Origin of the sequence: Rhodococcus pyridinivorans, from assembly GCF_900105195.1 — a bacterium.
GTDB lineage: Bacteria > Actinomycetota > Actinomycetes > Mycobacteriales > Mycobacteriaceae > Rhodococcus > Rhodococcus pyridinivorans.
The window spans coordinates 1,629,112-1,649,346 of record NZ_FNRX01000002.1; the positions used below are offsets into that span (position 1 = coordinate 1,629,112).

At 67.5% G+C, this 20,235-nt stretch carries 21 protein-coding genes; 11 read left to right on the forward strand and 10 right to left on the reverse strand.

Annotated elements, in window-relative coordinates; genetic code table 11:
• Positions 1–124: 124 nt before the first annotated feature.
• From BLV31_RS08025 to BLV31_RS08035, 3 genes are all read left to right on the forward strand, one after another.
• A complete protein-coding gene (locus BLV31_RS08025; protein ID WP_019291147.1) occupies positions 125–1,021 on the forward strand; it encodes a 3-hydroxybutyryl-CoA dehydrogenase in 897 nt (298 codons plus the stop codon).
• A 105-nt stretch (positions 1,022–1,126) separates the two neighbouring features.
• Positions 1,127–3,427, forward strand: a complete 2,301-nt coding sequence (metE, locus tag BLV31_RS08030) for a 5-methyltetrahydropteroyltriglutamate--homocysteine S-methyltransferase (protein ID WP_064061983.1) — start codon at positions 1,127–1,129, stop codon at positions 3,425–3,427.
• A 79-nt stretch (positions 3,428–3,506) separates the two neighbouring features.
• Positions 3,507–4,565: an NAD(P)-dependent alcohol dehydrogenase gene (locus BLV31_RS08035; RefSeq protein WP_039585432.1), complete on the forward strand. Its 1,059-nt coding sequence runs from the start codon at positions 3,507–3,509 to the stop codon at positions 4,563–4,565.
• A gap of 43 nt (positions 4,566–4,608) precedes the next feature.
• Here BLV31_RS08035 and BLV31_RS08040 read toward each other — a convergent pair whose 3' ends face one another.
• Together BLV31_RS08040 and BLV31_RS08045 are read right to left on the reverse strand one after the other, a co-directional pair.
• Positions 4,609–5,391 (reverse strand): SigB/SigF/SigG family RNA polymerase sigma factor, encoded by a 783-nt coding sequence (locus tag BLV31_RS08040; RefSeq protein WP_006553576.1) that lies wholly within the window; start codon positions 5,389–5,391, stop codon positions 4,609–4,611.
• Complete coding sequence (locus BLV31_RS08045; protein WP_064061982.1) at positions 5,388–5,807, reverse strand: ATP-binding protein; 420 nt, start codon at positions 5,805–5,807, stop codon at positions 5,388–5,390. Before BLV31_RS08045 ends, BLV31_RS08040 begins: the two co-directional genes overlap by 4 nt.
• A 308-nt stretch (positions 5,808–6,115) precedes the next feature.
• On the opposite strand from BLV31_RS08045, the gene BLV31_RS08050 reads away from it, so the two are divergent.
• Together BLV31_RS08050 and BLV31_RS08055 are read left to right on the forward strand one after the other, a co-directional pair.
• On the forward strand, positions 6,116–6,559 hold the full coding sequence (locus BLV31_RS08050; RefSeq protein WP_006553574.1) for an STAS domain-containing protein: 444 nt from the start codon (positions 6,116–6,118) through the stop codon (positions 6,557–6,559).
• A 187-nt stretch (positions 6,560–6,746) separates the two neighbouring features.
• The gene (locus BLV31_RS08055) at positions 6,747–7,238 is read left to right on the forward strand and encodes a hypothetical protein (protein WP_006553573.1); all 492 of its coding nucleotides are present in this window, start codon (positions 6,747–6,749) and stop codon (positions 7,236–7,238) included.
• 32 nt (positions 7,239–7,270) lie between these two features.
• Here the strand turns inward: BLV31_RS08055 and BLV31_RS08060 are convergent, their stop codons facing one another.
• Entirely contained in the window at positions 7,271–8,524 is a 1,254-nt protein-coding gene (locus BLV31_RS08060; protein WP_081263514.1) for a glycosyltransferase, read from the reverse strand.
• Positions 8,525–8,661: 137 nt separating this feature from the next.
• A complete protein-coding gene (locus tag BLV31_RS08065; protein WP_064061812.1) occupies positions 8,662–9,018 on the reverse strand; it encodes a hypothetical protein in 357 nt (118 codons plus the stop codon).
• A gap of 449 nt (positions 9,019–9,467) precedes the next feature.
• On the opposite strand from BLV31_RS08065, the gene BLV31_RS08070 reads away from it, so the two are divergent.
• A complete protein-coding gene (locus BLV31_RS08070) occupies positions 9,468–9,665 on the forward strand; it encodes a hypothetical protein (RefSeq protein WP_019291151.1) in 198 nt (65 codons plus the stop codon).
• An 85-nt stretch (positions 9,666–9,750) separates the two neighbouring features.
• Here BLV31_RS08070 and BLV31_RS08075 read toward each other — a convergent pair whose 3' ends face one another.
• The 4 genes from BLV31_RS08075 to BLV31_RS08085 form a co-directional block, all read right to left on the reverse strand.
• Positions 9,751–11,193 (reverse strand): alpha,alpha-trehalose-phosphate synthase (UDP-forming), encoded by a 1,443-nt coding sequence (locus tag BLV31_RS08075; protein WP_006553569.1) that lies wholly within the window; start codon positions 11,191–11,193, stop codon positions 9,751–9,753.
• Between the two features lie 139 nt (positions 11,194–11,332).
• Positions 11,333–11,479: a hypothetical protein gene (locus BLV31_RS24980; RefSeq protein ID WP_019291152.1), complete on the reverse strand. Its 147-nt coding sequence runs from the start codon at positions 11,477–11,479 to the stop codon at positions 11,333–11,335.
• 100 nt (positions 11,480–11,579) lie between these two features.
• Positions 11,580–12,146 carry a type 1 glutamine amidotransferase domain-containing protein gene (locus BLV31_RS08080; protein ID WP_006553568.1) on the reverse strand — a complete coding sequence of 189 codons (567 nt, stop codon included), beginning with the start codon at positions 12,144–12,146 and terminating at the stop codon, positions 11,580–11,582.
• 89 nt (positions 12,147–12,235) lie between these two features.
• Entirely contained in the window at positions 12,236–13,762 is a 1,527-nt protein-coding gene (locus BLV31_RS08085; RefSeq protein ID WP_064061811.1) for an FAD-dependent oxidoreductase, read from the reverse strand.
• Between the two features lie 256 nt (positions 13,763–14,018).
• Between BLV31_RS08085 and BLV31_RS08090 the strand changes: the two genes are divergently transcribed.
• On the forward strand, positions 14,019–15,005 hold the full coding sequence (locus tag BLV31_RS08090) for an alpha/beta hydrolase (RefSeq protein ID WP_230826393.1): 987 nt from the start codon (positions 14,019–14,021) through the stop codon (positions 15,003–15,005).
• A gap of 154 nt (positions 15,006–15,159) precedes the next feature.
• Here BLV31_RS08090 and surE read toward each other — a convergent pair whose 3' ends face one another.
• Together surE and BLV31_RS08100 are read right to left on the reverse strand one after the other, a co-directional pair.
• On the reverse strand, positions 15,160–15,951 hold the full coding sequence (surE, locus tag BLV31_RS08095; protein ID WP_006553565.1) for a 5'/3'-nucleotidase SurE: 792 nt from the start codon (positions 15,949–15,951) through the stop codon (positions 15,160–15,162).
• Positions 15,948–16,907, reverse strand: a complete 960-nt coding sequence (locus tag BLV31_RS08100; RefSeq protein ID WP_064061810.1) for a 1-phosphofructokinase family hexose kinase — start codon at positions 16,905–16,907, stop codon at positions 15,948–15,950. The genes surE and BLV31_RS08100 overlap by 4 nt, the downstream gene beginning before the upstream one ends.
• Positions 16,908–17,022: 115 nt before the next feature.
• On the opposite strand from BLV31_RS08100, the gene BLV31_RS08105 reads away from it, so the two are divergent.
• The 4 genes from BLV31_RS08105 (at position 17,023) to BLV31_RS08120 (ending at position 20,140) form a co-directional block, all read left to right on the forward strand.
• Entirely contained in the window at positions 17,023–17,466 is a 444-nt protein-coding gene (locus BLV31_RS08105; protein ID WP_006553563.1) for an SRPBCC family protein, read from the forward strand.
• A complete protein-coding gene (locus BLV31_RS08110; protein ID WP_024101761.1) occupies positions 17,463–19,055 on the forward strand; it encodes a phytoene desaturase family protein in 1,593 nt (530 codons plus the stop codon). The genes BLV31_RS08105 and BLV31_RS08110 overlap by 4 nt, the downstream gene beginning before the upstream one ends.
• Before the next feature lie 199 nt (positions 19,056–19,254).
• The gene (locus BLV31_RS08115) at positions 19,255–19,881 is read left to right on the forward strand and encodes a HemK2/MTQ2 family protein methyltransferase (RefSeq protein WP_019291159.1); all 627 of its coding nucleotides are present in this window, start codon (positions 19,255–19,257) and stop codon (positions 19,879–19,881) included.
• A 4-nt stretch (positions 19,882–19,885) separates the two neighbouring features.
• On the forward strand, positions 19,886–20,140 hold the full coding sequence (locus BLV31_RS08120; RefSeq protein WP_019291160.1) for a CDGSH iron-sulfur domain-containing protein: 255 nt from the start codon (positions 19,886–19,888) through the stop codon (positions 20,138–20,140).
• Positions 20,141–20,235 lie beyond the last annotated feature (95 nt).

The following is a 20,235-nucleotide window of genomic DNA, read 5'->3' on the forward strand; positions in this document are numbered from 1 at the left end:
CAGGTCCCCATGTCCTGCCGCGGGGTGCGTGCGTATCCGGAGCAGTTCGAAACGCGCGCACCCGACGGGTCCTCGCTTGTACTTCCGGCCTCGGCCACGACCCCCACAACGAGAAGGAGCTGACGTGACCAGCGAAAAGATTCAGCGCGTCGGCGTGATCGGCGCCGGCATCATGGGCGCAGGTATCGCCGAGGTGTGCGCACGCGCTCATGTCGACGTACTGGTGTTCGAGCAGACCCGCGAACTCGCGGCTGCCGGACGTGCCCGGATCCTCCGGTCGCTGGACCGGGGCGTGAGCAGCGGAAAGATCACCGAACGGGAGCGTGAGCAGGCCGCATGGCGTCTGCGCTTCACCTCCGATCTCGGTGACTTCGCCGATCGGCAGCTCGTGGTGGAGGCCGTCGTCGAGGACGAGAAGGTCAAGAGCGAGATCCTCGCGGAGCTCGACAAGATCGTCACCGATCCCAACGCGGTGCTCGCCTCGAACACCTCGTCGATCCCGATCATGAAGCTCGGTATCGCGACCGGTGCGCCCGAGCGTGTCATCGGCATGCACTTCTTCAACCCTGTTCCGGTGCTCCCGCTCGTCGAGCTCGTCACCACCCTGAAGACCAGCCCCACCGTCGCCGAGCGCGCCGAGGCGTTCGCAGCCGACGTACTGGGCAAGCAGGTCGTGCGGTCCTCCGACCGTGCAGGGTTCATCGCCAACGCACTGCTGGTGCCGTACCTGCTCTCGGCGATCCGGATGGTCGAGTCCGGCTTCGCCACCAAGGAGGACATCGACAAGACGATGGTCCTGGGTTGCGCCCACCCGATGGGTCCGCTCGCCCTGACCGACCTGGTCGGTCTGGACACCGTCAAGTCGATCGCCGACTCCATGTACGAGGAGTTCAAAGAGCCCCTGTACTCGGCCCCGCCGCTGCTGCAACGCATGGTCGAGGCGGGACTCGTCGGCAAGAAGTCGGGCGCCGGCTTCTACGAGTACGCCGACAACGGTCGCACGGTCAAGAAGGCCGGCTAGCCAGGTAGCACCACCGCACACGGCGCCCGTGCCCGGCGACAGTGTTCCGAACACTGGTCACCGGTGCACGGGCGCGACGTGCATGAGGGAAAGGTCGACGCCGACATGGCAACTCTCGCCGACGGATACGGATCGAGCATCCTCGGGTACCCGCGCATCGGGCCCCGCCGCGAGCTCAAGTTCGCCCTCGAGGCCTACTGGCACGGTGAGGGCACGCGCGACGAACTTGTCGCGGTCGCTCGCGAGCTCCAGGAGAACACCTGGCGCGAGCTCGCAGCCACGGGTCTGACCCAGGTACCCGGCAACACGTTCTCCTACTACGATCACGTCCTGGACAACGCGCTGTTGTTCGGCGCGCTGCCCGAGCGGTTCCGTCCACTGGCCGATGAGCTCGACCCGCTCGATCTGTACTTCACGCTGTGCCGTGGCCGCGAGGACTTCCCGCCGCTCGAGCTGGTGCGCTGGTTCGGCAGCAACTACCACTACCGCCAGCCCGAACTCGACGAGAACACCGTCTTCGAGCTGAATTCGGCGGCCGTACTCGACGAGTTCGAGCGTGCAAAGGCCGAGGGTATCGAGCTGCGGCCGGTGGTGCTCGGCCCGGTCTCGCTGCTGCTGCTGTCGAAGGTCGCACCGACGTCGACGAAGGAGGGTTTCCGCACCCTCGACCTGCTCGACGCGCTGCTCCCCGAATACGAGAAGCTCTTCGAGCAGCTCGCCCGTGCCGGTGCCACCTGCGTGCAGCTCGACGAGCCGTCGTTCACCGAGGACCGCAGCGAGGAGGAGCTCGCAGCCCTCGCGCGTACCTACGACGCGCTCTCGCACGCTCCGCTGCGTCCGCGTCTGCTCGTGACCGGCCCGTACGGGCATCTCGGTGAGGCACTGCCGATCCTGGCCGCGTCGAAGATCGAGGCGATCGGCCTGGACCTGGTCAACGGCCGCATGAGCGCGGACGAACTGGCCGCAGTGCCCGGACTCAAGCGCAAGCGCATCTACGCCGGTGTCGTCGACGGCCGCAACGTGTGGAAGGTCGACCGCCACCGCACCCTCGACTACCTGAAGTCGCTCGCCGCGGTCGCACCGGATCTCGTCGTGTCGACCTCGTCCTCGCTGCTGCACGTGCCCTACGACCTGCTCGTCGAGTACGACATCCCCGGCGACGTCGCCGACCGTCTCGCGTTCGCGAAGCAGAAGGTGGGGGAGGTGGTCTCCCTTGCCAAGGCGCTCACGACCGGAGCCGAGGAGCGGTGGCGCAAGCCGCCCGTGTCGGTGCACTTCAAGCAGAAGCACACCGTCCGTGCACGTCTGAACGCGGTCACGCCCGCCCATCGGGTGCGCGCGCCGTACGAGGAGCGCCGCGCCGCGCAGCAGAAGCGACTGGATCTGCCGCCGGTGCCGGTGACAACCCTGGGGTCGTTCCCGCAGACCGCGGAGATCCGCAGGGCACGAGCGGAACTCGGTCGTGGCCGGATGTCGTACGGCGAGTACGTCAAGCGGATCCAGGAGGAGATCGAGTCCACCATCCGTCTGCAGGAGGACATCGGTCTCGACGTCCTCGCCCACGGCGAGCACGAACGCAACGACATGGTGCAGTACTTCGCCGAGCTGATGGAGGGCTTTGCCACCACGCACTTCGGCTGGGTGCAGGCCTACGGTTCGCGCTGCACGCGTCCGCCGATCCTCTACGGCGACATCGTGCGGCCGAAGCCGATGACGGTCGAGTGGATCTCGTTCGCGCAGTCGCTGACCGACAAGCCGGTCAAGGGCATGCTCACCGGTCCGGTGACGATGCTGGCGCGTTCCTACGTGCGTCAGGATCAGCCGCTCCACGAGACGGCCGACCAGCTCGCGCTGGCCATCCGCGACGAGATCGCCGATCTCGAGCGGGCGGGCATCGCGATCATCCAGGTCGACGAACCGGCCATCCGGGAACTGTTGCCGCTGCGGCAGGACGGGCGCTCCGAGTACCTCGACTGGGCCGTCGACGCCTTCCGTCTCGCCACCGGTGGCGCGAAGCCGGAGACGCAGATCCACACGCACCTGACCTATTCGGGTCAGGTGTCGGTGGTCGACGCGATCGAGCGGCTCGACGCCGACGTCACGGCGATCGTGGCGACACGCTCGATCCGCTGGGTGCTCGAGGCGATCAAGGACCGCGCGCTGTCCCACGGTGTCGGTCCCGGTGTCTACGAGTCCCGCTCGGCGCGGATCCCGGACATCGACGAGCTCGACGAGTTGCTCAGCGAGGCGGCGGAATCGGTGGAACTCGACCGCTTGTGGGCCAATCCGGACGGTGGTCTCAAGACCCGTCACCACTGGCAGCTCGAGCCGTCGCTGCGCAACCTCGTCGCTGCGGCGCGACGACTGCGCCGCCGGGCGACACACCGGTCCGACCAGGCCGGATAGTCGAACCGTCTCCACGACGTGCACCTGCGGGAGTCCCCCGCGGGTGCACGTCGTCGCGAGGCGGAGTAGTTGTGGAGGAATGACGTCCACAACCGGTACGACCACCGTCGCCGCATACGCCGCCACCGCGCCCGACGCGCCCCTGTCGAAGACCACCGTCGAACGACGTGCCCTCGGCCCGCTCGACGTGCTCATCGCCATCGAATTCGCCGGCATCTGCCATTCCGACATCCACACCGCCCGGAACGAGTGGGGCGGAACCAAGTACCCGATCGTGCCGGGCCACGAGATCGTCGGCACCGTCGCCGCCGTCGGTTCCGGTGTCACGAAGCACGCCGTCGGAGACCGCGTCGGCGTGGGTTGCTTCGTGAACTCCTGTGGTGAATGTGAGCCCTGCCGAACAGGATTCGAGCAGCACTGCACCAGTCGGGTGACGGGAACCTACAACTCCGTCGACCGCGACGGCTCCGTCACCCAGGGCGGCTACTCGACACACATCGTCGTCACCGAACACTTCGTCCTGAGGATTCCCGACGGACTCGACCCGGCCGCCGCGGCGCCTCTGCTGTGCGCGGGAATCACCCTGTACTCGCCGCTGAAGCGGTGGAATGCCGGGCCGGGGAGCAAGGTCGCGATCATCGGCATGGGCGGTCTCGGGCATGTCGGAGTGAAGATCGCGGCAGCGATGGGTGCGGAGGTGACCGTGCTCGGTCACTCGCTGTCGAAGCGGGACGACGGCCTGCGCTTCGGTGCGGTCGACTACCGGTCCACCGAGGACGAGTCGACCTTCAAGGAGTTGCGCGGGAAATTCGATCTGATCCTCAACACCGTCTCGGTCAACCTCGACCTCGACCGCTACCTGTCGTTGCTGCGGCTGCACGGCACCCTCGTCGGCCTCGGCCTGCCCGAGAAGCCGCTGTCGGTGCGGGCGTTCTCGCTCGCGATGAACGATCGTGCGATGGCCGGATCGAATGTCGGCGGAATCCCCGACACGCAGGCGATGCTCGACTTCTGCGCAGAGCACGGCATCGGTGCGGAGATCGAGCTGATCTCCGCGGACCGTATCAACGAGGCATACGACCGTGTGGTCGCCAGTGATGTGCGCTATCGCTTCGTGATCGACGCCTCGACGTTCTGACCGCGTCGACGTCCCGGGCACGGGAGCCCGGGACGTCGACCCGTCAGAAGTTGTCGCCGAGCTGATCGCGGAGCTGCGCGAGGGTCTTCGTGAGCAGACGCGACACGTGCATCTGCGAGACACCCACGCGCTCGGCGATCTGCGTCTGCGTCATGTTGCCGAAGAAGCGCAGCAGCACGACCGTGCGTTCGCGGGCCGGAAGGGCCTCGAGCAGCGGACGCAGCGCCTCGTGGTTCTCGACCTCGTCGAGCGCGGCGTCGTAGTCGCCGAGCGTGTCGGCGAGGGTGAGCCCGTCGTCGCCGGACGGGGACGACCGGTCGACCGACACGGTCTGGTAGGCGTTGCCGGCCACGAGACCCTGCAGCACCTCCTCCTGATCGATGCCGAGTACCTCGGCGAGCTCGGAGGCGGTGGGCGCACGTCCGAGCTGCTGGGAGAGCTCGGACGTGGCCTTGCTCAGGGACAGATGCAGTTCCTTCATGCGTCGCGGCACACGAACCGCCCAGCCGGCGTCACGGAAGTGCCGGCGCACCTCGCCCATGATCGTGGGGACCGCGAAGGAGACGAAATCCGAACCGCGTTCGGGGTCGAAACGGTCGACCGCGTTGACCAGGCCCAGGCGCGCGACCTGCAGCAGATCTTCGAAGGCCTCACCACGGCCGTCGAAGCGCCGGGCGATGTGCTCGGCGAGCGGCAGGCACCGCTCGACCACTGCGTCGCGGATGCGGATGCGACCGGGGTCGCCCTCCTCGAGTGCGAGGAGTGTTCTCAACGTTTCGGTGACGTCGGCGTACTCGTCGCTCGACCTACCCGTGTTGCGCGTCACCGATCGGCGCTGCCTTCGGCGATGGACATGTCGATCGTGGCGCGCGAGTCGTCGCTCGTCACCGAGATGGACTCGGTCAGCGAGTTGAGCACGTGCCATCCGAAGGAGCGCGGCTGCCCGATCTCGGAGGCGTCGTTCGTGGGCGCCGACAGGCTGATCTGCAGCAGCGGGAGAGCCGCCCGGAACGAGCACGCCAGGATCGCGTCCTCGGGTGCGCCCATGATCAGCCGCGTGGCCGCTTCGTCGACGGCGAGCTTCACATCCGCAACGGTATCGAGGTCGAAGTCGTGCTGCAGCGCGATCGCGGCGGCTACCGCTCGGAGCACTGCGAGCTGGTCGGGATGGGCCTCTACTCGAAGTTCGACTACCGGGGGATTGTGGTCGCGTGCCGATTCGATCGACGCGGATTTTGCCATGAGCCTGATGTCTCCAGTACGGGGAGTGGGGGTACGAGCGGGTCGTGTCTGTCTGGTCGTCGGAGAGAGTACCCAGATACCGCGAATTCAATCCATCCACCGTGACCTGGGCAGGGGGCCGCAACATTCCCGAAATGCACGATCGGCGTGTTGAGTGCCCGTGGTTCGTGGACTACTGTGGCGGCAGAAGGTTGAGCACACAGCCGAGAACACGGAAGCACCCCTGTTTCGGGAGGGTTCCGATCGGTCACCGGTTGTGCCTGTCTCGTAGGTCGTGCTTCCTGCAATTTTCGATGTTGGGAAGTGCTATGACAGTTCCTCAGCGAATTGCCGCACAGGTAGATTCCGTCCCATCCGGGTGGTCGGCTCGGCCGATCAGGTCCGACATTCCCGCAGAACGGGTCGTCGGCGCAGAATTCAGCGCGCAGAAGATCGAACCGGACCTCGTCTGGATCGACGTGCGAGGCGAGATCGACATCCGCAACGCACACGCTCTACACGCGTTCACCCATCGGCAGCTCGAAGAATCGATCCGTATGGTCGTCGATCTCGGAGCAGTCGAATTCTTCGGTGCGGCCGGGTTGTCGGTCTTCGACGATCTCGACGAACGTGCGCGTGCCCTGAACGTCCGCTGGGCACTTCTGAGTGGGCGACCGGTGGAACGGTTGCTCCGGGTCGCCGACGCGACCATCGCTTCCAAGGCATGCAGAACACGTGAAGCAGCGCTTGCTGCGCTCGCTCGCGTGAAGTAACAGGCCGGGAGAGCCGACCATACGGCGTGGCCGCAATCCGCCACGCCCCTCCATACCGTTGCCGTTCGGGTTTCCCGGGCGGCAACGGTTCTGTTCGGAGGGCATCTCCGATCCGCCGCTCGGCCCGAGGTGCCCGTTTCGTCACTTCGACCCGGGGGAACCCGCTGGTGAACCCGAGGAGGTCGAGATGAGCACGAACGACTGGATTCTGCTGGTGATAGCGGTGGTCGTCGCGTTGGTGGTAGTGGCGGTGCTGGGGTGGACGCTCCGCAACCGGCGTGCCGAGCGCCGGCGTGCCGAAGCCGAACGTCTGCGTCGCAGCGTCGAGGAGAACAGGCCGGGAGTCGAACAGCGGGCGGCGTCGGCCGAACGCACCGAAGCGGAGGCCCGTCGCGCCGCGGCGGACGCCGAAGCGAAGGCGGCCGAGGCGGAGCGGCTGCGCGCCCGCTCCGAGGAGGAACGTCGTACCGCCGAAGCGGCACGAGCCGAACTCGACGAGCGTCGTCGCCGGGCGGAAGAGCTGGATCCCCGTTCGGCGGAACACGCCGAGCGCGGTGATCACCGCGCGGATCCGGTTCCGCGGACGGCAGGTTCGTCGGATCAGGTCCCGAACACCGTGCCGGGCGACGAGGCCGGCCCAGCGGGCGCACACCGGAACGATCAGGACTTCCGTCGCTGATCGTTCCGGCGTCTGTAGAGGTTCGACGGGCGCTACTGCACGCCGGTCCGTGCGGTCCGGTGTGCAGTACGCCGGACCGGCACGCAGCGTTCGTAGGCGCGAAGGGTGTCCTCCGCCACGCGATCCCAGGTGTACCGGGCGAGAACGCGGTCGCGTCCGGCGATACCGAAGGTGGCGCGTGTCGTCGCATCGGAGAGAAGCCGGCGCGCGGCGGCCGCGACGGCCTCGGGGGAGCGGGTGGGCACGAGAAGGCCGGTCGCCTCGTCGAGCACGGTGTCGAGCATTCCACCGGAAGCAGTTGCGATGACCGGGCGACCGCACGACATCGCCTGCAGGGCGAGCATCCCCGACGGATCGTGCCAGGGAGTGGAGACCACGGCGTCGGCGGACAGGAGCAGACCGGGCATCTCGTCCCGCCCGACATCGCGGCGGATCCGGACGCGTCCCTGCACACCGCGTACGCGTGCGAGCTTCACGAGACGGGACTTCTCCTGCTCGTCCGCTCGGCGCGACAAGTACGGGGGAGCGGGATGCGCGGCGATGATCAACTCGGTGTCGGGAATGCCCGCCAGCGCTTCGATGGCGATGTCGAATCCGGAGCCCAGTTCGAGAGGGCCGGCTGCGAGCAGACGATGCTTGCGGGTCCTCGTGGTGTCGGGAGCGGCAGCGGTGCTGTAGTGCACGGCGTCCACGCCGCTCGGCACCACCGTGGTCCGCGTGCGGGGAAGTCCCATGCGCGCCAGCTCGAACACCTCGTCGGAACTCGTCGCGATCATGCGTGTCGCGCCCCGGGCGAGGAGCCGCTCCAAGCGGATTCGGTCGCGCGCGGACGCGTCCATCGCAGTCTTCTCCCGGATCCGGTGCTCGACCGTGCCGAGGGAATGGAAGGTCTGAACCGTGGGGATGCCCAGCGAACGGGTGGCGAGCTGCGTGGCCAGTCCGGACAGCCAGTAGTGGGCATGGGTGATGTCCGGTGGCCGCTGGCGCCACTCCCGATCCAGGAAGCTCCCGAATTCCCCCATCGCAGAGTCGGTTTCGTCGGGACGCAGCGGGGACGGTGGTCCTGCCGGTACCTGCACCACCTCGTATCCACCGGGGGCGGAGATCCGGTCGGGGTCGTCGCGGTCCTCGCGGCGTGTGTAGACCACCACCTCGTGACCGGCCCCGGCGAGGGCGGACGACAGTTCGGCCAGGTGGACGTGAAGTCCTTGCGGCGGCGCATCTGCGTGCGCGCCGTGACCGAGCAGGGGATTCACTTGTCCGGCAACCATCGCGATCTTCACCACAGCGGTATTCCCGTGTGTGGTGGGGGATAAACCGGTCGCGGCGCGCCGGTACGAACCGGAATACGCTGCTGCCCCACCTGTTCGTTCGTGTGGGTCGGTGGCTCCGGCCGCACCGGGCCGGGACGACCGGTCCCGGATCAGATGATGGCGCGGGCGGAGATGGTGGCGTAGACGACCATCAGCACCAGCAGTACCCATCCCGCACCCTGCCAGATCGGCCAGCGACCGCCGTGCTTCCACGTGCGGTAGGCCGTCAGCAGTGCGCCGAGTCCGCCGAGCAGGAGCACGAGTGTGGGTCCGAAGACCAGGATCTGGCGGGCGGGATCGGTGCACACCGCGAATGCGGCGTCGCTGCAGTCCTGTCCGGAGTTCGTGCCCCAGAGGATGGCGATGCCCATCACCACGAGCGCAGCGACGATCACGCCCCCCGCGTACATCGTGGCCTTACGGGCCGTCCGGGGGTCGTTCCAGCGTTTCTCCACATCCTGGGTCATGGCTCTCCTTCTCGTGGCCGAACGGTGCACGCGCGATGGCGGCGCACGCGCGTAACGGCCGGCGTGACTCGCTCTCCGAGTACCCCCGGCTAGGTCGCCCAATCCGGATGTGCGGTGGTCGCCCCACGAGAGGTGGGGTGAGCCGGGCGTCAGGCGTGCTGGTGCACGGTCATGAAGACGTGGTCGAAGTGGCTCCGATGCTGTTCGGCGAGGGCCGGCAAGGACGTGATCTCGTGTACGAGTCGTTCGGCCAGTGCCCGCAGTTCGACGTCCGTCTCCTGCGAGCGCCAGGCGCCGCCGGACCCGGATTCATCCCCGCCCGATCCGACCTTGGAGAGTTTTGTCCGTTAGGGCCGGATCAGGGCGCTCGGTGCGTTTGTTCGGTTTCCCCCTCGGGTATTGCTACCCGGCCGGACGGTCCGGCATATGAGACGGATCGAGGTGAGGTCGTGCGATTGGTGAGTCTCGTGGTCCTGATCTGGTTGATCATCGGTGCGGTGGCGGCCGGTCAGCGCGGCTACTTCAGCGACTCGGACCAGAATTGCAGCAGTCTCGCGACGGTGGCAGTTACGGTGGTGGCCGGGCCGCTCAACTACGCGGGCGTCAATCCCCAGGTCGAGTGCGAGGTGCCGCAGCCGAGCGGGTAGGTCCGCATTCCTTCGGGTCTGTCGCTGTTCGAGGTGCGGAGCGTGCGGGTCCTCTTCCGACAGATGTCGGAGAGGACCCGCACGCCTAGCTTCCGGAGGCGGTGACGTGCGCACCCGAGGTGGCCCGCAGGTCCTCGAGGAAGGTGCGCGACCAGCGGGCGACGTCGTACTCCATGACGTGCGCGTGCATGGTCTTCATGCGCTTCTTCCGTTCGGCCGGGTCCTCCTCTATCGCTTCCACGATCGCGCGCTTGACGCCTTCGAGATCGTGTGGGTTGACCAGAAGAGCGCGGCGGAGTTCGGCTGCCGCCCCGGCGAATTCGCTGAGCACCAACGAACCGCTGCCGTCGGGGTGGCAGGCGATGTATTCCTTGGCGACAAGGTTCATGCCGTCGCGCAGGGGAGTGACCAGCATGACATCGGCACCGGTGTACATCGCGAGCAGTTCGTCGCGGTCGACCGAGGCATGGAGATAGTGGACGACGGGGGAACCGAGCCGGGCGAACTCGCCGTTGATCCGACCCACTTCGCGCTCCACCTGGTCGCGGAGTTGTGCGTACGCCGTCAAACGCTCGCGGCTCGGCGTGGCCAACTGCACCATCACGACCTTCTCGGGATCTAGGGTGCCTTCGGCGAACAGCTCGTGCAGGGCCTCGAGACGTACGTCGATCCCCTTGGTGTAGTCGAGCCGGTCGACGCCGAGCAGCATGACCTCCGGATCGCCCAGGTCCCTGCGGATCTCGGCGGCGCGCTCCTGAACGGCGGTGTCGCGGGAACGTTCCCGGAGCTGCGCGGAGTCGATGGAGATGGGGTAGGCACCGACACGAACCTGCCGGTCGCCGAGAACGATGGTGCCGCCCGACGAGGTCCCGCGCGGTGCCGGAAGTCCGAAGAGCCGGTTGGCGAGATAGAGGAAGTTCTGTGCCCCGCCGGGGAGATGGAAACCGACGAGATCGGCGCCGAGCAGACCGTCGACGATCGCCTTCCGCCACGGCAACTGCAGGAACAGTTCGGTAGGCGGGAAGGGGATGTGGAGGAAGAAACCGATCGTGACGTCGGGCCGGAGTTCACGCAACATCCGGGGAACGAGCTGGAGCTGGTAGTCGTGCACCCACACCGTCGCCCCGGGGGCAGCGGCACGGGCCGCGGCCTCGGCGAATCGCTGATTGACCGCGCGATAGGTCCGCCACCACCGGCGATCGAAAGTGGGTGGGATGAGCGCGTCGTGGTAGAGCGGCCACAGAGTGTCGTTCGAGAAACCCTCGTAGTACTCCTCGACCTCCTGGGAGGACAACTCCACCGGATACAGCGAGAGCCCGTCCTCCTCGAAGGGATCGACCGTCACGTCGGGAGTGCCGGGCCAGCCGACCCAGGCGCCACTGTTGGACCTCAGGACGGTCTCCATCGCGGTCACCAGGCCACCGGGGCTGCGTCGCCAGACCGGCGGGCCACCGTCGGTCGGCGTCTCGAGATCCACCGGCAAACGGTTGGCGACCACGACGAAATCGTCGGAGTTCGGTTCGTTCATAATCCCGCCTTCGTGCAACTGCCTTACGGCGAACCAATCCCACATGTTCGAAATCGACTACTTCTTGTTATCAAGGCGGGTAGGGGGCCGCAAATTGCGTGCACCGCTGCGGGCCTTCGACCAGCAGTTCTCCGGAAAATCAGCTTTCGCTCGGCAGGGGAGCAGCCGGGTTGTCGAACATTTCGTCGATACGCTTCTTGATCTCCGCGGTACTGAATCGCACGCCCTGGTGGAGGGCTGCGGGCGGGAAGAAGGTGGCGCCGGAAACGGGGCTCTGCTCGAGCATCGTCGAGGTCCTTTCGGAAAACAGGCGGAGATGGACCGGGACCTTTGTGGTCGCGGTCGGTGAAGTGACGAGGATCGGCCTGCGTCGTGGCCCGAACGATTCAGCTCGCGGGGTTCGCCGCGAAGAGATCTATGAGTGCCTTGCAGAATGCCGGCAGGTCGCCGGGGTTGCGGCTCGAGACCAGGTTGCGATCGACGACCACCTCTTGATCGACGACGTTTCCGCCGGCGTTGCGGATGTCGGTACGAACGCTCGGATACGACGTGAGGGTGCGGTCGCGCACCACGTCGGCCTCGACGAGCATCCACGGTCCGTGGCAGATCACGCCGACCGGGCGCCCGGAGGTGACGAACTCCCGCACGAACGACACGGCCTTGTCGTCCTGGCGCAGCTGATCGGGATTCGTGGTTCCACCGGGAAGCACCAGGCCGTCGAAGTCGCCGGGGGAGACCTCCGAGACGAGGTGATCGACGGTGTATTTCCCTGCGGCGTTGACGTCCTTCTCCATTGCCTGGATCTCGCCCTGCTCGATCGAGACGAGTCGGACCGTGGCGCCCTCGTCCTCGAGAGCTTTACGCGGCTCGACGAACTCGACCTCCTCGACTCCGTTCGTCGCGAGAATTGCGATGGTCAGTCCGGACAGTCGTGCCCCATCGGCGGAATTCATGTTCGTGTGTCCTTTCTCGGCTGCTGTCAGAATTACCCGGCTCGGATGGTGTGAAACGCGGGCTCTCACGCCTTTTTCCACCCTCGGCGTCAGCTGGGGGAAAGGTTGCCGGTCGCGGGCCCCTCCAGCAGAGTGCCGTCGGCAGTGAATCGAGAGCCGTGTAGCGGGCAGTCCCACGACGACTCCGCGTCGTTCCACCGCAGGATTCCGCCGAGGTGCGGGCAGACCGCGCTCACGCGGTGCGTCCGGCCGTCGACCGTGGACACGCCGACGGGACGTCCGCAACTGCGTACCACCCGTCCCTGTCCTTCTTCCGGCTTTGATCCGGAGGACGTCGCGGCCTGCAACCAGCCCTTGGCCATGTGCAATGCGACGGTGGCATTGAGTTTGGCTGCGGTGGGAATGCCGGTCACCAGTTCGGTGCGCCATGCCGCCATGGCGGGCGCCCACGCCTCGACCTCGGGATCCGGCGACTCCGAGAACCGGGACGCGATGATGTGCGCCGCCGCGACCCCGCCGGTCATGCCCCACTTGCCGAAGCCGGTCGCCACCCAGATCCGGTCGGCACCGGGCAGGACGGGGCCGACCTCGGGGAGGCTGTCCATGTTCGTGTAGTCCTGCGCCGACCACCGGTACAGTTCGTGGGCGCCGGGGAAGGTCCGTTGACTCCATCGCAGCAGGTCGTCGTATGCGGAGCAGGTCGAATCGTGCCGGCCGACGACGTGTCCGTTGCCGCCGACGAGCAGTAGTCGATCCGCCGACGAGGACGTTCCCGCCGCAGAGGCGGTGCGGAGCGACCGGGTGGGACTGTCCGCGGACAAGAACATCCCTTCCGGCGGGCCACCGGGCACTTCGACGGCGATGGAGTACGAGCGGTCGGGTTCCATCCTGGCGAAGAATGCACCGCGGTCCAGGATGGGGATGCCGGTTGCAAGTACGACGCGATCTGCACGGATGTTGCCGTCGTCGGTGCGGACGATGCATCCTGCGTCCTCGGTGTCCACGGTCTTCACGCGCCGCCCGACGAACACTTCGGCGCCGCACGCACGCGCCCGGTCGACTGCCGTGAACAGAATGGGCATGGGATCGACCTGCACCTGGTCGGGAACCGTGACTGCCGCGGCCACGCCGAAGGGCAGCGGGATCTCACCGACCCTCTCGGCCGGTAACCCGGCGGCGCGGCAGTGGTGGTATTCCGCGTCGATCATGCTCACGTTCGACGGATCCTGCGCGTAGGTATAGGCGTCCGCACGGTCGAAGTCGAGTCCGTGCCGCGTGCAGAAATCGACCACCCATCGTTGTGCCGCGAGGGTGCCGTCGACATATCCCTGACGGATCGCACCGGAATGTCTGCGGCCGATCTGCGACAGGCGTGTGCCCTGCAGGACGCTGACCTTGCCGGTGGTGTTCCCGGTGGTCACCGCCCCGATGTCCCGGGCTTCGAGCACCGCAACGCGCAGTCCCCTCTCAGCGAGGAGCAGCGCCGTCACGGTGCCCGTGATCCCGGCGCCGACGACCACGATGTCGTAGCACTCCCGGCGGGCCGTCCAGTCGTCGTACGTCGCGATGTGCGGGGCGCGATCCCGCCAGAGGGACACCGTGGTCTCGGTAGGCATATGCGCTGGTTACCTCCCCGGCCGGACCGGTAAACGGGGCGCTGCGGGAGCCTCTCGCATCGTTGTTTCCGGTTCGTGATCCGAACCGGGTGTTTCGATGCCGGACAGGTGTGGGTAAACCGCAGTACCACGTCGCGTAAGGCGAAATAAATCAACCGGTTTCGTGGGTGTCCCACGGGAGGTTCCAGTGCTGTCTTCTGAGATCGACGATTTCGGTGGAGGTGAGGGCGTCAGCCGCACCCACCGAGGTGGAAGCGTGCGCTCCCGAGTCGTTCGGGGCGCGGTACGCGCACTCGCGAAGCCGGTCGTCGGGGCATGGATGGCCCGGCCCGACCTCGCGTGGCCACTGTCGGTCGTCGACGGCGCTGCGTCCCTCCTCCCCAAGCCCTCCGGAGCCCAGTACGTGGACGTCGACCTGGGCGCGTGCAGTGCAGAGTGGATCCGCGCGGAAGGACGATCGACCAAGCGCGCGGTGCTGTACCTGCACGGTGGCGCGTTCCTGATGTGCGGATTGAACACTCATCGTTCGCTGGCCGTGAGCCTGTCGGATCGCGCCGACGGCGCGGTGCTCAGCGTCGACTACCGCATGCTGCCGAACGCTCCCATCGCACACGCGGTGGACGACGCGGTACGCGGTTACGAGTGGTTGTGCGAGAAAGGTTATCGGGGAGAGGACATCGTCGTCGCAGGCGACTCCGCCGGGGGATACCTGTCGTTCATGACGGCCCTGGCCATCGCGGAATCCGATCTGCCCCGCCCCGCGGGAATCGTCGCGCTGTCGCCCCTCGTCGACCTCGATTCCGATCGTCGCGCCGAACACGACATGCAGGCGGCCTGCCCCATGTTCCCCGGATCGGCCGTGCAGTCGCTCGTACGCTACATCGAGGGCACCCATACCCGTCTGACCGTCGACGGGGAGCCCGGACCGCTGATGTGCCCGCTCGACAACGACCTCAGTGTGCTGCCCCCGGTGATGATCCACGCCGGTCACGACGAATTGCTGCGCAGCGACGCAGAATCCATGGCGCGGGCCGTGCGGGAGGCAGGGGTCAGCTGCGACCTGCACCTGTGGCGACACCAGGTGCACGCCTTCCCGATCTTCGCCGACAGCGTTCCCGAGAGCCGGCGTGCGCTCGCCGAGGCCGGCCGGTTCGTGCAGTCCGTGACGGACACGACCGGTCGTGCGCAACGGTCCGTCGTCACGCCGATCTCTCGCTACGTCTCCGATTCCGCAGTCGCCTGAGCACTGCAGTGCTCTGAGAACTGCAGTGCTCTGAGAACTGCAGTGCTCTGAGAACTGTAGTTCTCTGAGAACTGCAGCGGCCCGAATCAATTGGAGTCGGGACCGCTCGGTCGTGGCACTCGTGACCGAGCGGTCCCGGAACCTTCTACAGCACCTACTGCTGCGAACTACCCGAGTGGGCGAATTCCAAGGTTCCGAGATCGGCTTCCGCCACCTCGAAAGGCATCGTCAGCACGGTCGCGGTCGCCCACCCCCGGCACACGAGAACGGCGTCGCTGTCGTGGGATTCGTCGAGTTCGACCGCCCGGAAGGTGACCGGCAAGGCGCGGGAGATGTCGCCGTCGTCCTCGACCTCCCCGATCTCGGCCTGGACGGCACCGAATCCTGCCAGAGGAGCACTGCGCAGTCCGCGTAACTCGTGGACGGGCATGTCGGGGATGTTGACGTTGAGAACCGTGCCCGGACGGCTGTGTTCGACGGCCCACTCGAGAGCGCGACGGGTCACCAACTCGGCGGTCTCCCACTGCGACGGAGCTGTCCCGTTGAGGGACAATGCGACCGCGCGGGCACCGTGGGTGGCCGCGGTCAGGGCTGCACCCACCGTGCCCGAATGCAGGATCGCGTGACCGGTGTTGGGGCCCAGGTTGATTCCGGATAACACGATGTCCGGTGCCGTCCCGAACGCGCCGTACGAGGCGAGGAAGGTGATCAACGCCGGAGATGCTTCCACCGCATAGGATTCCACCTCGGGCAGGTCGTCGAGCGGGCGACGGCTGAGCAGGAGTTTTCCTTCGTCCTGGAGAGCGGTCAAGGATGCACTGGCGCCGCTGCGCTCGACATGGGGCGCCGCGACCTGCACGTCGAATCCCGCCTCGACCGCGAGGCGGGCGAGCAGGGCGAGACCGGGACTGTCGATGCCGTCGTCGTTGACGATCAGTGCTTTCATGAACGCTTCCCCTTCACCTTCCGGACCTCCACCTTCTCGGCCATCTTCTCCACAGCGCCACGATGCCCCGTCGCCAGACCGCGGCGCGTGACGTTGACCGCACCTGCTGCGGCGCCGAGACGCAGCGCGTCCTCGAACTTCGCGCCCGCGGCGTAGGCCGACGCGATGCCGGCGGTCATCGAATCTCCGGCACCGTGGTGGTCCACGGTCTGCACCGAGGGTGCCTCAACCTCCCAGATGGTTCCGTTGTCCAGTGCGATCGCCGGATCGCCGGCGCGGGAGATCACCACCGAGGCGGCACCTTCGTCGTGGAGACGGTGCAAGGCCTCGATGAGATCGTCGAGATCCTCGGACTTCGCGCGATCGTCCTCGATGAGATCCTCGTGGCTCACCTTCAGCACGGTCACCCCGCCTTCGAGGGCCGCACCGAGGGTGGGGCCGGACAGATCGGCGACGACCGGGATGCCGAGGGCTCCCAGATCGGCGCACAGGCGCGTGTACACCTCGCTCGGTACGGCGTCGTCGTTGTGCGGTCCGCCCAGCATCGCGACCTTCGCGCACATCGCGGACGCCAGCGACGCGCTGAACAGATCGTCGGTCTCGTGACGGGTGAGTGCCGGCGGGTCGATCTCCACGATCTCCTTCCGTTCGCCCTCGCGCCGGTCGTGGATGTAGGAACCGTTGGGTGATGCGGTCTCCACGGCATGCACCGTCACGCCTTCGCGGTTGATCATGTCGACGAGGATCGTGCCGGACTCGCCGCCGAACGGTCCGCACAGGTGCACGTCCATTCCCAGGGTCGCCGCCATGCGGCCGATCCAGAATCCCTGCCCGCCGGGATGGACGTGCAGTTCGGTGCTTCCGTCGGGTGCCTTCTCGAGGGTTACCGTGAGGAGCGGGGACGGCGCGAAGACGAAGGCGTACGGGTTGGAGGAGGGGATGTTCTCGGCTTCCATGCCCGCCCGGATACCCCCTCCGAACAGCGATGACACCCGGCGTCGTGTGACACCTGAGGAAGCGGGGTATGCGTCTGCCGCAAGCGAGCTGTCGTCCAGAGGATGAGGAGCGGGCATGGCCAGGATCGCGACGATCGAGACTTCGGTGGCACCGGCGCGTGTATGGGAGATCCTCGCCGACGGCTGGCGGTACGCGGCATGGGTGGTGGGTGCGTCGCGCATCCGGGCCGTCGACCCCGCCTGGCCGCAACGGGACACCCGGATCCATCATTCGGTGGGTCTGTGGCCTCTCCTGCTCGACGACCACACCGAGGTCAGCGAGGTGGTGCCCGAACGGCAACTGGTGCTGCGCGCACGTGCCTGGCTGTTCGGCAAGGCCGAGATCGCGATCTCGCTCGAACCCACCCACGACGGCGGCACCCGCATCACGATGGCCGAACACGTCGTCGAAGGACCGTACGCCCTCGTCCCCGATCGCGTACAGGAGGAAATGGTGTTGCCACGGAACCAGGAATGCCTGAGACGGCTGGTGCTGCTCGCCGAAGGCGCCACCGAATGAGCGACGCGACGGTCGATGCGGTTGTCATCGGCGCCGGACCCAACGGTCTGACCGCCGCCGCGGTGCTCGCCGACGCCGGATGGGACGTCCTCGTACTGGAGGAACAACCCGAACCCGGTGGAGCGGTGCGCAGCGCAGAACTTCACCCGGGATACTGCGCCGATCTGTTCAGCGCGTTCTATCCGCTCGGTGTGGCCTCACCGGCCTTCCAAGCCCTCGATCTCGCGTCGCACGGCCTCCGCTGGGCGCGTTCCCCGAAGGCCTTCGGTCACCCGCTGGGCCCCGACGACGAGGACGCGATCGTCGTCTCTCCGGATCCGACCGACACGGCGGCCGACCTCGAGCGTCGCTACGTCGGTGACGGGGAAGCGTGGCTGGCGCTGTTCGACCAGTGGAAGCAGGTACGCGGCGCGCTTCTCGAACTGCTCCTCGGTCCGTTCCCGCCCGTCCGGGGTTCCGTGGACCTGCTGCGCACCATGAAGACGGGAGATCTGCTGCGCTACGCGCGCATGCTCGCGCTGCCCGTCACCCGGATGTCGTCGGAGTTGTTCGGCGGTTCGGCGGCGCGGCTGCTGCTCCTGGGCAATGCCATGCATGCCGACACACCGCCCGAGGCGCCCGGCAGCGGCGTGATGGGTTACATGCTCACGATGCTCGCGCAGGACGTCGGATTCCCCGCGCCGGTCGGCGGCGCGGGAGCGCTCACCGACGCGCTGGTCCGGCGCGGCGCCGCAGCGGGTGCCCAGCTGCGGTGCGACTCGCCGGTCGTCGGCGTGGAGGTGCAGGGCGGGAAGGTCTCCGCAGTCCGGATCGCCGGTGGCGAGCGGGTGAAGGTGCGACGTGCCGTCCTCGCCGATACCTCGGCCCCGGCCCTGTACACGCGGCTCCTCCCGGCCGACGCCGTCGGGTCACGGGTACTCGACGACCTGCGCAAGTTCGAATGGGACACCCCGGTCGTGAAGGTGAACTACGCGCTCGACGGCCGCGTGCCGTGGCGTTCGCCCTCGTTGAGCGGGGCCGGCACGGTGCACGTCGGTGCCGATACGGACGCGATGATCCGGTGGTCGGCCGATCTGTCCACCGGGGTCGTCCCCGAGTCGCCCTTCCTCCTCTTCGGGCAGATGACCACCACCGACACGACGCGGTCGCCCGAGGGAACCGAAAGCTGCTGGGCCTACACACATCTGCCGCGGGGCATCACCGACGACGCGTCCGCCGACCACCTCGCCGAACGCGTCGACGCGCAACTCGAGGCCTACGCACCGGGTTTCGGTGCACGCGTGGTCGGCCGGCACGTCCAGCGACCCGGCGACCTCGAAGCAGCCGACGCAAATCTCGTCGGCGGCGCCGTCAACGGTGGAACCGCGCAGGTCCACCAGCAGTTGTTCCTGCGGCCCACTCCCGGTTTCGGCGGACCGCGGACGCCGGTCGAAGGGGTGTATCTCGCCAGCTCGGGTGCGCATCCGGGCGGGGGAGTCCACGGCATGGGTGGCTGGAACGCCGCTCACGCCGCACTCGCGGACGGCAAACGCACCGCTCCGGTGACCCGACGCGTGCGAAATGCCGCTCGCCGGGTGCTGTTCTCGTGATTGCTGGACCTCCCACGCGGAACGGTGGCGTGTTTCACACGGAAGTCGCGCGGGTATCCGCCCGCGAACGGACGGATCCGGGTTTTCGGCCCGGGGTGGTGGAGATGCCGGCGAACTCGAGATACCGAGGTGGTGTGACGTGACAGCTTCCCTGGCGCTGGACGGATCGGATTCGCCGCGGGTATGGCGTCTTCCGGGGGTGTACCGCCCCCAAGAGGATTCGTATCTGCTCGCAGGCGCGCTTGCGGACGCAGGCGGTACGAAGGGTGCGAAGGTGCTCGACTTCTGCACCGGGACAGGGTTTCTGGCGGTGAACGCCGCCATGCTCGGTGCCTCGTCGGTGACCGCCTTCGACATCAACCCGCGAGCCGTGTTCAGCGCCCGCGTCAACGCGTGGTCGCGCCGGCTGCCGATCCGTGCCCGGCAGGGAGGCCTGGACGAGGCGTTGCGCCACGGTCCGTTCGACATCGTCTTGTCGAATCCGCCGTACGTTCCGTGCGACGGGGAGAACCGCGACCCGCGCTGGGATGCCGGCGCCGACGGCCGCTGCGTGCTCGATCCGTTGTGCGACAGCCTGCCCACCCTGCTCACGCCCGGCGGATTCGCGCTGATCGTGCACTCCGAGTTCACCGGTGTGGAGGCAACACTGTCCCGGCTGCGCGAGGCGGACCTCAAGGCATCCGTCGTCGCCCGCAGCCGTATCCCCTTCGGACCGGTCCTTCGCAACCGCACGGACTATCTGTACTCGTCGCAGCTGGCGGAGCCCGGGGCACTGACCGAGGAGGTGGTCGTCGTCCGCGCCGACCGCCCCCGCACGAGGAGTTGAGAACGTGAGCAAGGCACCGAAGATCACGCAGCTCACCGCCGACGGAGAGTGCGAAGCACGGGTCGTGCGGCAGGTGAGGGGCGGTCCCACCCTCGTCGAGGGCCCGGTGCGGATCGTCGAGGACGACGGCGCCGAGACGGTCTCGGACCGTTTCGTGGTGGCCGTGTGCCGGTGTCACCGCAGCGCGCTGTACCCCCTCTGCGACACCAGCCATCGCGCACTCCGTACGCCGAAGGCGGCGGCGCGCACCGACACCTAGGGCATCGAACTAACCTTCCGGTCCGGGCCGGTCCCTGCACAGGGGCCGGCCCGGACGTCGTTCCGGGACCCCGGGCCGCCGGTCGGCCTGTCGTA

Excerpts from the sequence above, each read along its gene's own strand:
- metE (WP_064061983.1), top strand. The coding sequence starts at position 1,127 with ATGGCAACTCTCGCCGACGGATACGGATCGAGCATCCTCGGGTACCCG.
- BLV31_RS08035 (WP_039585432.1), top strand. The coding sequence starts at position 3,507 with ATGACGTCCACAACCGGTACGACCACCGTCGCCGCATACGCCGCCACC.
- BLV31_RS08045 (WP_064061982.1), bottom strand. The coding sequence starts at position 5,807 with ATGGCAAAATCCGCGTCGATCGAATCGGCACGCGACCACAATCCCCCG.
- BLV31_RS08050 (WP_006553574.1), top strand. The coding sequence starts at position 6,116 with ATGACAGTTCCTCAGCGAATTGCCGCACAGGTAGATTCCGTCCCATCC.
- BLV31_RS08055 (WP_006553573.1), top strand. The coding sequence starts at position 6,747 with ATGAGCACGAACGACTGGATTCTGCTGGTGATAGCGGTGGTCGTCGCG.
- BLV31_RS08065 (WP_064061812.1), bottom strand. The coding sequence starts at position 9,018 with ATGACCCAGGATGTGGAGAAACGCTGGAACGACCCCCGGACGGCCCGT.
- BLV31_RS08075 (WP_006553569.1), bottom strand. The coding sequence starts at position 11,193 with ATGAACGAACCGAACTCCGACGATTTCGTCGTGGTCGCCAACCGTTTG.
- BLV31_RS24980 (WP_019291152.1), bottom strand. The coding sequence starts at position 11,479 with ATGCTCGAGCAGAGCCCCGTTTCCGGCGCCACCTTCTTCCCGCCCGCA.
- BLV31_RS08080 (WP_006553568.1), bottom strand. The coding sequence starts at position 12,146 with ATGAATTCCGCCGATGGGGCACGACTGTCCGGACTGACCATCGCAATT.
- BLV31_RS08085 (WP_064061811.1), bottom strand. The coding sequence starts at position 13,762 with ATGCCTACCGAGACCACGGTGTCCCTCTGGCGGGATCGCGCCCCGCAC.
- surE (WP_006553565.1), bottom strand. The coding sequence starts at position 15,951 with ATGAAAGCACTGATCGTCAACGACGACGGCATCGACAGTCCCGGTCTC.
- BLV31_RS08100 (WP_064061810.1), bottom strand. The coding sequence starts at position 16,907 with ATGGAAGCCGAGAACATCCCCTCCTCCAACCCGTACGCCTTCGTCTTC.
- BLV31_RS08105 (WP_006553563.1), top strand. The coding sequence starts at position 17,023 with ATGGCCAGGATCGCGACGATCGAGACTTCGGTGGCACCGGCGCGTGTA.
- BLV31_RS08110 (WP_024101761.1), top strand. The coding sequence starts at position 17,463 with ATGAGCGACGCGACGGTCGATGCGGTTGTCATCGGCGCCGGACCCAAC.